We start from the raw sequence: 13,389 nt of genomic DNA on the forward strand, positions 1-13,389 counted from the left end.
GTCTCAGGTGTCGGAGAACAGGCCGGCCCCATAACGATTGACGCAGTCGGCCATGGCGTCCTGCCAGCTCTGGCGCGCAGGGTCCATATTGGCCTGGAGATGGGCATTCAGCGCCTCGCCGCTGGCGTCGATGGTGATGCCCTCTCGCCGGGCCGCAGCCAGGCGGTCGTCGTCGGCCCGCTTCAGCAGCTGGCCGATGCTGGTGATGGCCGACTGGGTGCCCTCGTCCGAAGGATTGGCTTCGGCCGCCTGGGCCAGAAGCGCCGCCCCAATCAGGAAAGTCGAAGCGCAGGTCACCGCCTGGGTGTGCGACTGGGGCTCCTGAGCCGGCGCAATGAGAACGAACGAGAGAGCAAGGGCGGCGGCGGACATGGCGGGCTCCTGGTGAAGAGTTGCAGGATCAATTGCCCTGCCGCGTCCGAAAAGTGTTGAAACCTGACGGGGAGCCCCGATCTGGTCTATGAACAATGATGACCAAGCCTCCGCGCCGCTCCCCCGCCGGCCTACCCGATCCCGAAACCCTGCTGGCCTTTCTGCGTGAGGCAGGATCGGCCGAAAAGACCGACATCGCCCGCCATTTCGGCCTGAAGGGCGACGAGCGCCGCATGCTGCGCGAAATGATCCGGACCCTGGAAGCCGAGGGCAAGCTGGGCAAGCGTGGCCGCAAGGGCTTCTCGCCGGTCGGCAGCCTGCCGCCTGTCGGTGTGGCCGATGTGGTGGAACGCGACATCGACGGCGACCTGTTCGTGCGTCTGGTCGAGGCGACGGAAGATGCGCCGCGGGCCCTGCTGATGCCTGATAACGGCGGAAAGACCGGCCCGGCCCCCGGCCTGGGCGATCGGGTTCTGGTCAAGTTCGCGCGCGCGGGCGACGGCTGGGAAGCCCGCCTGATCAAGAAGCTGGATACCGGAAACAACCGCGTTCTGGGGGTCATTCGGAAGTCCAACCGCGAATGCCGGGTCGAGCCGGTCGATCGGCGATCCAAGGACGTGCTGTTCGTGCCGCCCGCACAGGCAGCGGACCTGAAGGACGGCGATCTGGTTCTGGCCGCCATCGAGAAGGGCGAGCACCGGTATGGTCCCAAGCGCGGCAAAATCCTGGAGGTCATAGGCCGCGAGGACGACCCGCGCGCTGCATCGCTGATTGCGATCCATGCCCATGGCGTGCCGACCGGCTTCTCCGAGGCCGTCGAGCGCGAGGCCGAGGACCAGGAACTGCCCAGCCTGAAAGGTCGCGAGGACCTGCGACAGGTTCCGTTCATCACCATCGATCCGGCGGATGCCCGCGACCACGACGACGCCGTCTATGCCGAGCGTGATACCGATCCGAAGAACGCGGACGGCTGGATCGTCTGGGTCGCCATCGCCGACGTCGCCGCCTATGTCCGGCCCGGCACGGCGCTGGATCGCGAGGCCCGCGCCAAGGGCAACTCGACCTATTTCCCCGATCGCGTCGAGCCGATGCTGCCCGAACGCCTGTCCAACGGCCTGTGCAGTCTGAAGGAGGGCGAAAACCGCGCCTGTCTGGCCGTGCGGATGGTGTTCGACAAGGACGGCCGCAAGACAGGCCACAAGTTCGTGCGCGGCCTGATGCGGTCGCACGCCAAGCTTTCCTATGAGCAGGCGCAAGCGGCCATTGACGGTCCAGAGAACGGCGGCGGCACCGATGACACGACCGGCCCCATCATGGAGGCCATCCTCTATCCGCTGTGGAATGCCTATCGCACCCTGCTGAAGGGCCGGTTGAAGCGCAGCCCCCTGGCCATCGACAGCCCCGAGCGCCGCATCCTGATGGCCCCCGACGGCGGGATTGCCGCGATCGTGCCGCGCAAATCGCTGGAGGCGCACCGGCTGATCGAGGAGATGATGATCCAGGCCAATGTCTGCGCCGCCGAGACGCTGGAGCAGAAAAAGACGCCGTTGATCTTCCGCGTCCACGATGCCCCCAGCCAGGAAAAGCTGTTCAATCTGGCCGACTTTCTCCAGACCCTGGCCATGCCCTGGGCCAAGGGCGAGCCGGCGACGACCAAGCGGTTCAACAAGCTGCTGGATCAGACGCGTGAGACGCCCCATGCCGAGGTCGTCAACGAGGTCGTCCTGCGGTCCCAGATGCAGGCGATCTACAGCCCCGAGAACGTCGGCCATTTCGGACTGAACCTGGACCGCTATGCCCACTTCACCTCGCCCATCCGGCGCTATTCGGACCTGATCGTGCACAGGGGCCTGATCCGGGCGCTGAAGCTGGGGTCGGACGGCCTGACGGACCGCGAGATCGCAGAGTTGTCGACCATCGCCGAGCAGGTGACCGCCACCGAGCGCCGCTCCATGGCGGCCGAGCGCGATGCCATGGATCGCTATGTGGCCGCCTTTCTGGAGGATCGCGTCGGGGCCACCTTCCCCGGCCGGATCACTGGAGTGACTCGCTTTGGCCTGTTTGTGCGGCTGGCCGAAACGGGGGCCGATGGACTGGTGCCCGTGTCATCGCTGGGCGGCGAGTATTTCCACCACGACGACAAGGCGCATGCCCTGGTCGGCGAACGCTCGGGCCAGCGCTGGCTCTTGGGGCGTTCGGTCGAGGTCAAATTGGTCGAGGCGACGCCGGTGACCGGGGGCCTGCTGTTCGAAATGCTGTCCGATCCCGATCCGCGCGATCCCAATGCCCCCGCCCCTCGCCTGGGTCTGCGCGGGCGTGGCCCCATGGGCAAGGGGCGCGATGGCAGCGGCCCGCCCAAGCGCGGCTCCAAACGCCCTGGCGGGCCGAAGCCGCCGAGCGGGGGCCTCAAGGGCGTTCGAAAGGGCAAGCGGCGGTAAGACTGTCCACGGGCGCTAGATTGCCACCCAGGCAAGGAGCCCGCCCATTCCGACCGAGACCGGCCCGATCAGCCTGACGGCCCAGACCGGTATCCGGGCGGCCCACCAGGTCGAATAGGCGACATGCCAACGGCGTGGCAGCAGCATCAGAGCCAGGGCAGACACGATCAAAAAGATGCCAATCATGCTGATCGCGGCAGGATGGCGTGTCGTAGCTGCCGCCAGGATGAAGACCAGACCGGCCATGATCCTGACCGCCATCTCGCCGAAGTGGATGAGGGGCGTGCGACCCATCATCGCCAGGACATCCAGTGCACGCTGCGGAGCCATGACCATCCATACGCCCAGCCCTGCAAGCCACAGGCCGAGCAAAACCAGCAGACCCTGGGATACGAGGGCAATCACGGACAATCTCCACCGGGAGTCGGTTGCCAAGACTACAGCTCTTGGGAAAGGCAACAAAAGCGCCTAGCAGATCGGTCGTGACCCTCGCCGACCCACCTTTCGATGCTGCCGCCGATCTGGCCGATGCGCCGCGTGTCGGGGGACGGCAGCGCCCTCGCGATGCCGCCACATTGATCCTGACGCGCACACGTCACGGCCAGGCGGAGGTGCTGATGGGCCGCCGGGCACCGGGCCATGTCTTCATGGCGGCCAAATGGGTGTTTCCGGGCGGACGGGTGGAGCGGGCCGACTTCACGGCCGCCAGCGGCACCGAACTGTCAGACGAAACCGCGCAGTTGCTGGCGCGCGAAATGCCCAGCCGCCGGGCGCGGGCCTTGGCTCTGGCGGCGGTGCGCGAGACGTTCGAGGAGACGGGGCTGATCCTGGGCACCCAGGCCCCCACGGCCTCCGTCGCCGGACCCTGGCGCGAGTTCCGCGCTGCCGGGGCCCTGCCCGACCTGTCGGCGCTCAGCTATATCGCCCGGGCCATCACGCCGCCGGGTCGCAGCCGCCGTTTCGATGCCCGCTTCTTCATCGCGTCGTCCGATGCCCTGCTGCATCCCGAACCGACCGCCGGATCGGGTGAACTGGACGAGATCGCCTGGCTGTCGCTGGACCAGATGCAGAACCTGGACCTGCCCGCCATCACCCGTTTCGTCCTGGGCGAGGTCGCGGCGCGGGCGGAGCAGGCTGATCGCCCCCTGCCCTTCGTGCGGCAACTGCATGGTCGCCACATCGTCCAGCGGCTTTAGCGGACCCGCAAATCCTTCAGCACCGCACGGGCGGCGTTGTGTCCGGGTGCCCCGGTGACGCCACCGCCCGGATGGGCTCCGGAGCCGCACAGATACAGCCCCTTTACCGGCATCCGGTGATCGGCATGCCCCATCACCGGCCGGGCGCTGAACAGCTGATCCAGCGTCAGACGCCCGTGGAAGATGTCGCCGCCGACCAGGCCGAAGCGCCGTTCCAGGTCACGCGGACCCAAGGCCAGCTGCCCGATCACCGAAGCCTTGAACCCCGGCGCATGGGCTTCGACCGTGTCGATCATCACATCCGCCACGGCTTCGCGGTGCTCATCCGCCAGGTCGGGGGCCACATGCTGGCAGAACAGGCTGGCCACATGCTGGCCGGGCGGGGCCAAGCTATCGTCCAGGGTCGAGGGGATCAGCATTTCGACGATCGGCTGGGCCGACCACCCGTTCAGCCGGGCCTGGGCGTGGGCGCGGTCCATATAGGCCAGGCTGGGGGCGATAATGATGCCCGCCGTATGGTGATCGCCCGGCTGCGGCAGGGCAGCGAATCGCGGCAGCTCGGACAAGGCTACATTCATCCGGAAGGTCCCGGACCCGGAAGCATAACGCCCCATCCGCTCGGTGAAGTCCGAAGGCACCACGGCCGGATCGACCAGCCGGTCGAACAACAGGCGCGGATGCAGGTTCGAAACCACAGCCCGGGCCCGGACGACATCGCCCGCCGCCGTGACCGCCCCCACGGCCCGGCCCCCTTCGGTCAGGACCTGGGCCACCTCGGCATCCAGCCGGACCTCGACACCGTGCTCGGCACAGGCCGCGGCCATGGCCTGGGTGATCGCCCCCATGCCCCCTATGGCATGGCCCCAAACGCCCTTGCGGCCATTCACCTCGCCGAACACGTGGTGCAGCAGGACATAGGCCGAGCCGGGCGTATAGGGGCTGGCATAGTTGCCGACGACGCTGTCGAAGCCGAACAGGGCCTTGATGGGATCGCTCTCGAACCAGCCGTCCAGCCAGTCGCCGGCCGACTTGGCGAACAGGTCCAGCAGGTCGCGCCGTCCCTGTGTGTCCAGACCCATCGCCTGACGTCCCAGCGCTCCGGCGCTCAGCAGTTCGGGCAACATGGCCGTCCAGCCGCCTTCGACCACATTGGGCGGAGCCCTGAGCACCCAGTCGCGCAGGACGCCGGCCACGACCTCCAGCCGCCGCTCGTACTCGGGCAGGCGCTCGGCATCGCGGGCCGAGAACCGGGCCACCTGCTCCTGCGTCCGGCCCTCGCCCGCCAGGAAATGGTCGCCGCCCGGCAGGGGCAGGAAGTTCGACATCCGCCGCTCGACGACCCGAAGGCCATGCCGGGCCAGGTCCATGTCGGCAATGACGCGCGGGTTCAGCAGGCTGACGGTATAGCTGGCGGTGGAGTTGCGAAATCCGGGATGGAACTCCTCGGTCACCGCCGCCCCGCCGACGACGTGACGGCGCTCCAGCACCGTGACCTTCAGTCCGGCCCGGGCGAGGTAGAAGGCGCAGACCAGCCCGTTGTGTCCGCCGCCCAGGATGACGACGTCGGCGGTCACCAAGCGCCCATCTCGCGCAACTGCTTGGCCAGATCGACCGGCAGTTCGCCGGCATCCATGGACGACAGGTCCATCGGCGCGTCCTTGGGCTCCAGATAACGCCAACCCTGAAACGCGCGGCGAGCCTGGGGCGCGGTGCGGATCACCTCGGGGGCCAGGCGGATCAGGCATTGCGACGCCTTGCCCTCGCCGCGGGTGGTCACGTCAAGAATGGGCATGCGGCAGACGACCGAACCCTTCATGACCCAATAAAGCGAGCCACCGTCTTCCAGCTCCATGGCGCGTTTGGGGGTCTGGCGTGTGTGAACCACCAGCCAGTCCCCCTTGCTCACCCGGCGCTCCAGGGTCTCGACCTTGGCCACGCCGACACACAGTTTGATGAGGTGGATCAGGGCTGCTGCGCCTGGGTCTCGCCGAAGGCAATCATCTCATTGCCCTTGGCCATCAACTCCTGAGAGCACCGTTCAGCATCGCCGGCCAAGGTCTCGACGGGCGTGCCCCGTCGATAATCCTCGGTCGCTTGCAGCCAGTTGGTGGACGGCGTGCGTCCCTCAAGCCGGCCCAGATAGTAGAAGACGCCGGGCATAACCTGGTCCGATGCCTCGCCGCCCATCTCCACGATGGTAACGAGCAGCGCCAGGCATTTCATGTCGGCAACGTCAGCGGGCTTGGACGGCACGCTCTGAGCCTTGGCCGCAAGCGGAGCCATCAGACCGAAGGTCAGGGCCAGGGCCGCAGCCCCCTTCATCATCGTACGGGTCACGCAGGCACTCCCCAGGGAAAACACAACGCATGCTCATACCGCGATTGCGTACGCTTGCCGAGAGCGACTCGTGCGACAGGAAGCGCCGCACGTTGAAAGGATGGCGCGGATGTATGGCCTGATCGCCAAGATGACGGCAGCGCCGGGACAGCGCGATGCGCTGACCGCCATACTTCTGGACGAGCTGACGGGCCGTCCAGGCTGCCTCAGCTATATCGTGGCCCACGACCCGGCAGACGACAATGCCGTCTGGGTGACCGAAGTCTGGATCGACGAAGCCACCCATCGCACCTCGGTTCGTGACCCTGCGGTCAAGGCGGTCATCACGCGATGCATCGACAAGATGGCCACCTTCAGCGACGCCCAGGTCACGCGCCCCCTGGGCGGGACGGGGCTATAGTCGAGCTTCCCTTCCGATCGTATGCGGTGGGAGGTGGCGCGGCGCGGCCAAGCGCCCTGGCGGAGGGGCTCCTGGGACGACTAGGTCGCGACGACCACGGCCAGGACTGTGCCTTCGCCGACCTGGTCGCCGACGGTGACCGAGACGCTTTCGACCGTGCCGTCGAAGGGGGCGGTCAGGGCGTGTTCCATCTTCATGGCTTCCAGCACCACGATGGGCTGGCCCTTAGTGACGGCGTCCCCGGCCTGTGCCGAGGCGGCAACGATCTTGCCCGGCATGGGGGCGCGGAGGGAGCCGTCGGAGGCAGACGCCGTGCCGAAGGCTGTGGCCGATGGCATGACGTAGGTCACTGCGAAAGCATTGCCGTCCACAAAGGCGGGGATTGTCGATTCCAGCGCGAAGAAATCGACGAACTGCTCCTCCCATGACCAAGGCAACGGCAAGGTCCTCGCTTCGCCATCGACGTAGAGCCGCCCCTCATTGCGAGGTTCGGCATTCAGCCGAAAGCCGCGGGCGACCAAGTCGCCGCCCAGCGCCTGCGTCATCAGCGCAGCCCGATTTCTTAGGCTGAGAGCGAATGGCTTCAAGGCGTCGTCGGCGATCGTCGCAACGGCTAGGAGTTTCTCCTCCTCCGCCCCAATGAAACCCGTGTCGACGTCACCCTCAACGAACCGGGGATGTTCCAGACACCGGACCAGGAAGCCCGCATTGGTCTTGACCGGCCACACCTGGACCGAGCCGCAGGCCTTCGCCAGCTTGGCCGCCGCTGCCTCGCGCGTGTCGGCATGGACGATCAGCTTGGCGATCATAGGGTCGTAGAACTGGCTGACCTCGCCGCCCTGCTGCACGCCCGTGTCGATGCGAAGGCCGTCCGGCATCACGAAATGGTCCAGCTTGCCGATGCTGGGCAGGAAGCCGTTCGAGGGATCCTCGGCATAGAGGCGGGCTTCCATGGCCCAGCCCTTCATCGGGATGTCGGCCTGGGCCAGGGGCACGGGCTGGCCTGCCGCCACGCGGAACTGCCATTCGACCAGGTCGACGCCGGTAATGGCCTCGGTCACCGGGTGCTCGACCTGCAGCCGGGTGTTCATCTCCATGAACCAGATGCGGTCGGCGCGCAGGCCCTCGGTGCCGTCGGCGATGAACTCGATGGTCCCTGCCCCGACATAGTCCACCGCCTTCGCCGCACGCACGGCGGCATCGGTGACGGCGGCGCGGGTCGCGGCGTCCATGCCGGGCGCGGGCGCTTCCTCGATCACCTTCTGATGACGGCGTTGCAGGGAGCAGTCGCGTTCATACAGATGGACCACAGTGCCGTGGCTGTCGCCAAAGACCTGAACCTCGATGTGGCGGGGCGACAGGATGTATTTCTCGATCAGGACCCGGTCGTCGCCGAAGCTGGATGCGGCCTCGCGCTGGCAGGACGCCAGGGCGTCGAGGAAGGCCTCGGCGGCATCGACGCGGCGCATGCCCTTTCCGCCGCCGCCCGCAACCGCCTTGATCAGGACAGGATAGCCGATGGCATCGGCCTCGGCTTTCAGCCGCTGGGGGGTCTGGTCCTCACCCATATAGCCGGGGGTGACGGGCACGCCCGCCTCGACCATCAGTGCCTTGGCCGCATCCTTCAGCCCCATGGCGCGGATGGCGGCCGGAGGGGCACCGATCCAGACCAGACCCGCAGCCATGACGGCCTCGGCGAAGTCGGCATTCTCGCTCAGGAAGCCATAGCCGGGGTGGATGGCCTCAGCCCCGGTAGCCTTGGCTGCTGCCAGCACTTTTGCTGCGTCCAGATAGGATTCGCGCGCAGGGGCCGGGCCGATCAGAACCGCCTCGTCCGCCGTCCGCACATGCAGGGCGTGGGCATCGGCCTCGGAGTAGACGGCGATGGTTCGTATTCCCATCCGCTTGGCGGTTCGGAACACACGACAGGCGATCTCGCCGCGATTGGCGACCAGGACGGATTTGAACATGACCGCTTATTAGCGGGCGTTGCGGGCGCTGTCTTCCAGGCGGTGCGATCTAAGCCTTGTCCGAGATGTCGAACCGCCACTTCATGAACAGCACCCCGGCCGCCATGACCAGGGCGCAGCTGTTGGCGAATACGACGGGCCAGGCCGTGGTCAGGACGCCATAAACCACCCACAGGATGAAACAGGTCACCGTCAGGGAATAGGTCTTCAGCGACACCGAGGAGGCGTCGCGGTCCTTCCAGATCTTGATCATCTGCGGCGCAAAACTGCTGATGGAACAGAGAGCTGCACCGGTTCCGACGATGTTGGCGATCAGGTCGCTCATGCCTTGGCCTTGGCTTTGTTGCGCGGCTTACGGGGTGGGGCCTTGGCTCCGATCGCGCCCGGAGGCTGGCCGGAGGCGACGCGTTCGGCACGCTTCTCGACCTCGGCCAGGATGGCCTCCAGCTCCTCGTCTGTCAGATGTTCGATGCCGATGAAGCGGTCGCTGGGCCCCTTCAGACCGAAGATCAGCTCGTCCAGCTTGGCCTGCATGGCGGCGGCGTCACGGTTCTGGGTGTTCTGGATCAGGAACACCATCAGGAAGGTGACGATGGTCGTGCCCGTGTTGATGACCAGCTGCCAGGTCTCGCTGAAGCCGAAGACCGGACCACTGATGGCCCATACCAGCACCACCGCGACGCAGGCGATGAATGTCCAGGGCCGGCCCGTGACCTTGGCCGTCGCGGTGGCGAACCGGATGAATATCTTTTCCATTCGGCCCTAACGGCACCGCTTCGGGGCGGTTCCTGATGCAGAAAATTCGGACCTGTCGGTCAGGCCGCCAGTCTGGACCGCAACGAGAAACAATAGCCAAAGGTGACCACCATCCCCGCAATGACGGCACCGCATCCGCCGATCAGCGCCACCTGGAATGGCGCGAAGGCCCACAGCGCGGCATAGACCAGCCCGCTCAAGGCCAGCGACCATCCGGCCACGCGTCTGGCTTGGCGAGCCCCTGCGCCGGGCACGAAGATCTTGGGCATCCGATTGCCGAACCAGGCGATCATCAAGCCTGTGGCTCCCAGGACGATCCGGGTGGTCGTGTCCTGATCGATATAGCCCTGCTGACGCGCAAAGCTGGCGATCAAGGCCAGGACGAGGATGCCGCCGCCCCAGGCCAGACTACCGACGAGTTCCTTGTTCATGGTGCTTTCCCCTTGCTCGGCTCCGGCGACGAAGCGCCCATGCCGAATGACTGGACAAAGCCCAGCAGTGCGTCTTCGAGCACTGAGAGCTTCAGGTGATAGATGACGGATTTCCCGACCTTTTCGGCGTGAACCAGGTCGGCCTCCTTCAGCACGGCGAAGTGGGCGGACATGGTCGGCTTCGACACGTCGAACTGATCGGCAAGGTCGCCGGCACTCATCGGGCCCTGCCGCAACAGATGCAGCACCCGGCGGCGGGTGGGGTCCGAGAGGGCTTTGAAGACCTGGCTCATATTGCGATGATTAGCTAACCATCGAATTGAGTCAATGGCCGATTATCGAGACGGTGCCGAAAGCCGGATCAGGCCAGGGTCAGGACGACCGGGCCTCGCCGGGTGGCCACCAGGGTATGCTCATACTGGACAGTCGGCTGCAGCATCGGCGGGTACAGCGACCAGCCGTCCGGTCGTGCCTCGACCCAGTCGGCCCCGAGCGACAGGAAAGGTTCGATGGTGAAGACCAGGCCGTCGGGAATGGTGCGGCGGTCGTCGGGCTCGTACCAGGTGGGGATATGGGCCGGTTCGTCGTGCAGGGAGAACCCCACCCCGTGGCTGGCCAGGTTGCGGACCAGGCTATAGCCGTTCTGATCGGCGAAACGCTCGATGGATCGACCCACAGCATTCAGCGGACGACCGGGCTTTACGGCACGGATGCCTGCCCACATTGCCCGGCGACCGTCGCGGCACAGGCGCTCCACGCGCGGCCGGACCGGCGGCACGGCAAAGCTGGCGCCTGTGTCGCCGAAATAGCCGTCCAGCTCGGCCGAGACGTCGATATTGATGAGGTCACCCGCCTTGACCACCGTGTCGTCCGGTATGCCGTGGGCGCAGTCGGGACCGACCGAGATACAGGTCGCACCGGGAAAGCCGTAGGTTAGCTCGGGGGCCGATCGAGCCCCCTCATTTTCCAGCAGGGCCCGCCCGATGCCGTCCAGTTCGCGGGTGGTCATGCCGGGCTCCAGCGCCTTGCCCATGGCGGCCAGGGTGCGGGCGACCAGGCCCCCGACCGTCCGCAGACGGTCGAGCTGATCCTCGCTCTCGATCGTCATCGGGCCTGTCCGCCCGAGGCGGGTGCGCGCGATCCGATGGTGCGGTCCAGGAAGTCCAGATAGGTCCGCCACTGGTGCAGGCCCCGCTCATTGCCCCGGATGCCGTGGCGCTGGCCCGGATAGAGCATGGTCTCGAACGGCAGGCTCTGGCTCTGGAGCGCGTCCAGCACCCGCGTCGTGTTTTCGAAGATGACGTTGTCGTCAGCCATGCCGTGCATCAGCAGGAGCCTTCCGGTCATGTTCGGCAGGCGCGGGATGGCGTCGGAGGCGGCATAGCCCTCCACATTGGCCTGGGGCGTCGACATATAGCGCTCGGTATAATGGGTGTCGTAGAGGCCCCATTCCGTCGGCGGTGCACCCGATATGGCGGCGGCCAGGCCCATCTTCGGCTCGGTTAGGGCCATCAGGCTCATGAACCCGCCATAGGACCACCCCATCATGGCGATGCGGTCGTCGTCGACATAGGGCAGCGACCGCAGATAGTCGGCGGCCAGCACCTGGTCCTCGATCTCAGGCTGGCCCATCCTCAGATAGAGGGCCTGTTTGAAAGCGACCGAGCGGTCCCCCTCACCCCGGTTGTCGAGGCGGAAGACGATGTAGCCGGCCTCGGTCAACAGTTGCGTCGTCGCCGGCTGCCAGGCCACACGAACACCCCCGCCCGACGGCCCCCCATAGACCTGCATGACCACCGGATAGGTGCGCGACGGATCGAAGCCCGGCGGTGTGGTCATCTGCCAGACCAGGGTCTCGCCGTGGCTTTGCAGGGTGCCGAAGGTCGGGGTCTGACGCCGCGCGACATACGGATGGAAGGGGTGATCTTCGTCCAGCCGGTTCTCCTCGATCCAGCGCACGAAGGTGCCGTCAGCGCGGTACAGGGCCGACTGCGGCGGCGTCTTCAGGTCGGTGTAGTTGCCGACATAGGCGGTGCCGGTGCCATTGACCGAGGCGCTCCACCAGCCGCCGGACGGAGTGACGGCCACCGGCGCCGCATCGTCGGTCAGGGAAACGCGGAAAAGCTGCTGCTCGATCGGATACTCGACGCCGTCGCGCATGGAGGCGGTGAAGAAGACCGTGCCGGTCGCCTGGTCGACGCCGTTCAGGCCCTTTACCGGCCAGTCGCCCGAAGTGATCGCCCGCAGCCGCCGCCCGTCGCGGTCGTAAAGATACAGATGCCGCCAGCCGGTCTCCTCCGAAGACCAGATGAAGTTGCCGTCCTTCAGCGCCTTGAAGTCGTGCGTCAGGGCGACCCAGGCGTCAGACGACTGCGTCAGGATGACCCGCGAAGCCCCCGTTGCGGGATCGACGCTGAGCAGATCCAGGGTCTTCTGGTCCCGCGACTGGCGCTGAACATACAGGGTCTGACCATCGGCCGACCAGTTGACGCGGGCCAGATAGATGTCGGGATTCTGGCCCAGGTCGACGCGGGTGCGGGCACCGGTGGCCACGTCCTGCACATAAAGCTCGACCACGGCATTGGGACGGCCCGCGCGGGGGTAGCGCTGCTCGACCACGGTGGCCCCGCCGCCGGAAATGTCGAGGCGGGGGATGATATCGACCGTTGATTCATCCGTGCGCTGAAGGGCGATGTAGCGTTCATCGGGACTCCACCAATAGCCGGTGTCGCGGTCCATTTCCTCCTGGGCGATGAACTCGGCGGTGGCCCAGGTGATCAGGCCCTCCCCTTCGGTCGTCATGGCCCGCTCGGTCGCGGTGGCCAGGTCCATCACGAAAAGGTCCTGATCCCGCACCCAGGAGACATAGTTGCCGAGCGGCGAAACCTTGGCATCGATCTCGTCGGCCTCGGTCTCGGTCAGACGTCGCACCGCCCCGCCATTCCGCTCAGCCAGGAAGATGTCGCCTTCCAGCGGGGCCAGGATGTAGCGGCCCTGTTCGTCCCAGGAATATTCGACCACGCCACGCGCCGAAATCCGCATCCGCTCGCGCCGGGCCTTCTCCGCCTCGGACAGTTCGCCGGCATCGGGAACCAGGGCGCGGGCGTCGATCAGCTTGAACGCTTCTCCCTCGCCGGTCGGCGCGGCCCAAAGGTCCTGGACGTCCACATCGTCCTCGCGCGAGCGGAGGAAGGCGACCAACTGGCCGTCGGGCGACAGGCTCACCCCGCGCGCCACCGGCCCGGACAGGGACGGATTGGCAAAGACCCGCTCCGGCGTAAGGATGGCGGGATCGGCGGTCTGGGCCAGGGCTGGTCCGGCGATGAGCATCACGGTCGAGGCAAGGAGCAGGTTCTTCATGACCGCGACGCTAAGCGCCAGCCCGGATGACGTCACCCCTTTTTGGGAGACCAGCGTCATCTGACGTGCATGGACATCAGCAAAACTGTAAGCCGGTGCGACCACCCCTCCCTTTCCAGTCAGGGCACG

15 protein-coding genes are annotated in these 13,389 nt (G+C 66.5%); 3 read left to right on the forward strand and 12 right to left on the reverse strand.

Going from position 1 to position 13,389, the window contains the following annotated elements; genetic code table 11:
* Positions 1 to 3 precede the first annotated feature (3 nt).
* A complete protein-coding gene (locus tag JIP62_RS02515) occupies positions 4 to 372 on the reverse strand; it encodes a hypothetical protein (RefSeq protein WP_201103378.1) in 369 nt (122 codons plus the stop codon).
* 98 nt (positions 373 to 470) lie between these two features.
* Between JIP62_RS02515 and rnr the strand changes: the two genes are divergently transcribed.
* Positions 471 to 2,810, forward strand: a complete 2,340-nt coding sequence (rnr, locus tag JIP62_RS02520; protein ID WP_201104510.1) for a ribonuclease R — start codon at positions 471 to 473, stop codon at positions 2,808 to 2,810.
* Positions 2,811 to 2,825: 15 nt separating this feature from the next.
* Here the strand turns inward: rnr and JIP62_RS02525 are convergent, their stop codons facing one another.
* Positions 2,826 to 3,215, reverse strand: a complete 390-nt coding sequence (locus JIP62_RS02525; RefSeq protein ID WP_201103379.1) for a hypothetical protein — start codon at positions 3,213 to 3,215, stop codon at positions 2,826 to 2,828.
* Positions 3,216 to 3,292: 77 nt separating this feature from the next.
* Between JIP62_RS02525 and JIP62_RS02530 the strand changes: the two genes are divergently transcribed.
* On the forward strand, positions 3,293 to 4,006 hold the full coding sequence (locus tag JIP62_RS02530; protein WP_201103380.1) for an NUDIX hydrolase: 714 nt from the start codon (positions 3,293 to 3,295) through the stop codon (positions 4,004 to 4,006).
* On the opposite strand, the gene JIP62_RS02535 is transcribed toward JIP62_RS02530, so the two are convergent.
* From JIP62_RS02535 to JIP62_RS02545, 3 genes are read right to left on the reverse strand one after another with little or no spacing between them, the layout of a single operon-like run.
* Complete coding sequence (locus JIP62_RS02535; protein ID WP_230974832.1) at positions 4,003 to 5,580, reverse strand: phytoene desaturase family protein; 1,578 nt, start codon at positions 5,578 to 5,580, stop codon at positions 4,003 to 4,005. The two genes, JIP62_RS02530 and JIP62_RS02535, sit on opposite strands and share 4 nt — an antisense overlap.
* A complete protein-coding gene (locus JIP62_RS02540) occupies positions 5,577 to 5,942 on the reverse strand; it encodes a DUF1489 domain-containing protein (RefSeq protein ID WP_330999944.1) in 366 nt (121 codons plus the stop codon). The genes JIP62_RS02535 and JIP62_RS02540 overlap by 4 nt, the downstream gene beginning before the upstream one ends.
* 26 nt (positions 5,943 to 5,968) lie before the next feature.
* A complete protein-coding gene (locus JIP62_RS02545) occupies positions 5,969 to 6,343 on the reverse strand; it encodes a hypothetical protein (protein ID WP_201103382.1) in 375 nt (124 codons plus the stop codon).
* Positions 6,344 to 6,452: 109 nt separating this feature from the next.
* Between JIP62_RS02545 and JIP62_RS02550 the strand changes: the two genes are divergently transcribed.
* Entirely contained in the window at positions 6,453 to 6,743 is a 291-nt protein-coding gene (locus JIP62_RS02550; RefSeq protein ID WP_201103383.1) for a putative quinol monooxygenase, read from the forward strand.
* 80 nt (positions 6,744 to 6,823) lie between these two features.
* Here JIP62_RS02550 and JIP62_RS02555 read toward each other — a convergent pair whose 3' ends face one another.
* The 7 genes from JIP62_RS02555 to JIP62_RS02585 form a co-directional block, all read right to left on the reverse strand.
* A complete protein-coding gene (locus JIP62_RS02555) occupies positions 6,824 to 8,713 on the reverse strand; it encodes an acetyl/propionyl/methylcrotonyl-CoA carboxylase subunit alpha (RefSeq protein WP_201103384.1) in 1,890 nt (629 codons plus the stop codon).
* Positions 8,714 to 8,762: 49 nt separating this feature from the next.
* Positions 8,763 to 9,038: a SemiSWEET family sugar transporter gene (locus JIP62_RS02560; RefSeq protein ID WP_201103385.1), complete on the reverse strand. Its 276-nt coding sequence runs from the start codon at positions 9,036 to 9,038 to the stop codon at positions 8,763 to 8,765.
* Positions 9,035 to 9,469 (reverse strand): low affinity iron permease family protein, encoded by a 435-nt coding sequence (locus JIP62_RS02565; protein ID WP_201103386.1) that lies wholly within the window; start codon positions 9,467 to 9,469, stop codon positions 9,035 to 9,037. Before JIP62_RS02565 ends, JIP62_RS02560 begins: the two co-directional genes overlap by 4 nt.
* A gap of 59 nt (positions 9,470 to 9,528) precedes the next feature.
* A complete protein-coding gene (locus JIP62_RS02570; protein WP_201103387.1) occupies positions 9,529 to 9,900 on the reverse strand; it encodes an ammonium transporter in 372 nt (123 codons plus the stop codon).
* Positions 9,897 to 10,193 carry an autorepressor SdpR family transcription factor gene (locus JIP62_RS02575; RefSeq protein WP_201103388.1) on the reverse strand — a complete coding sequence of 99 codons (297 nt, stop codon included), beginning with the start codon at positions 10,191 to 10,193 and terminating at the stop codon, positions 9,897 to 9,899. The genes JIP62_RS02570 and JIP62_RS02575 overlap by 4 nt, the downstream gene beginning before the upstream one ends.
* A gap of 68 nt (positions 10,194 to 10,261) precedes the next feature.
* On the reverse strand, positions 10,262 to 11,008 hold the full coding sequence (gene map / locus JIP62_RS02580) for a type I methionyl aminopeptidase (protein WP_201103389.1): 747 nt from the start codon (positions 11,006 to 11,008) through the stop codon (positions 10,262 to 10,264).
* Positions 11,005 to 13,260 (reverse strand): S9 family peptidase, encoded by a 2,256-nt coding sequence (locus tag JIP62_RS02585; RefSeq protein WP_201103390.1) that lies wholly within the window; start codon positions 13,258 to 13,260, stop codon positions 11,005 to 11,007. Before JIP62_RS02585 ends, map begins: the two co-directional genes overlap by 4 nt.
* Positions 13,261 to 13,389 lie beyond the last annotated feature (129 nt).

The sequence above is a fragment of the Brevundimonas vitisensis genome, assembly GCF_016656965.1.
In the GTDB taxonomy this organism is placed as follows: Bacteria; Pseudomonadota; Alphaproteobacteria; order Caulobacterales; family Caulobacteraceae; genus Brevundimonas; species Brevundimonas vitisensis.

Coding starts and splice junctions, on each gene's coding strand:
- JIP62_RS02585 (WP_201103390.1), bottom strand. CDS start 13,260: ATGAAGAACCTGCTCCTTGCCTCGACCGTGATGCTCATCGCCGGACCA.
- JIP62_RS02560 (WP_201103385.1), bottom strand. CDS start 9,038: ATGAGCGACCTGATCGCCAACATCGTCGGAACCGGTGCAGCTCTCTGT.
- JIP62_RS02550 (WP_201103383.1), top strand. CDS start 6,453: ATGTATGGCCTGATCGCCAAGATGACGGCAGCGCCGGGACAGCGCGAT.
- JIP62_RS02575 (WP_201103388.1), bottom strand. CDS start 10,193: ATGAGCCAGGTCTTCAAAGCCCTCTCGGACCCCACCCGCCGCCGGGTG.
- map (WP_201103389.1), bottom strand. CDS start 11,008: ATGACGATCGAGAGCGAGGATCAGCTCGACCGTCTGCGGACGGTCGGG.
- JIP62_RS02570 (WP_201103387.1), bottom strand. CDS start 9,900: ATGAACAAGGAACTCGTCGGTAGTCTGGCCTGGGGCGGCGGCATCCTC.
- JIP62_RS02515 (WP_201103378.1), bottom strand. CDS start 372: ATGTCCGCCGCCGCCCTTGCTCTCTCGTTCGTTCTCATTGCGCCGGCT.
- rnr (WP_201104510.1), top strand. CDS start 471: ATGACCAAGCCTCCGCGCCGCTCCCCCGCCGGCCTACCCGATCCCGAA.
- JIP62_RS02555 (WP_201103384.1), bottom strand. CDS start 8,713: ATGTTCAAATCCGTCCTGGTCGCCAATCGCGGCGAGATCGCCTGTCGT.
- JIP62_RS02565 (WP_201103386.1), bottom strand. CDS start 9,469: ATGGAAAAGATATTCATCCGGTTCGCCACCGCGACGGCCAAGGTCACG.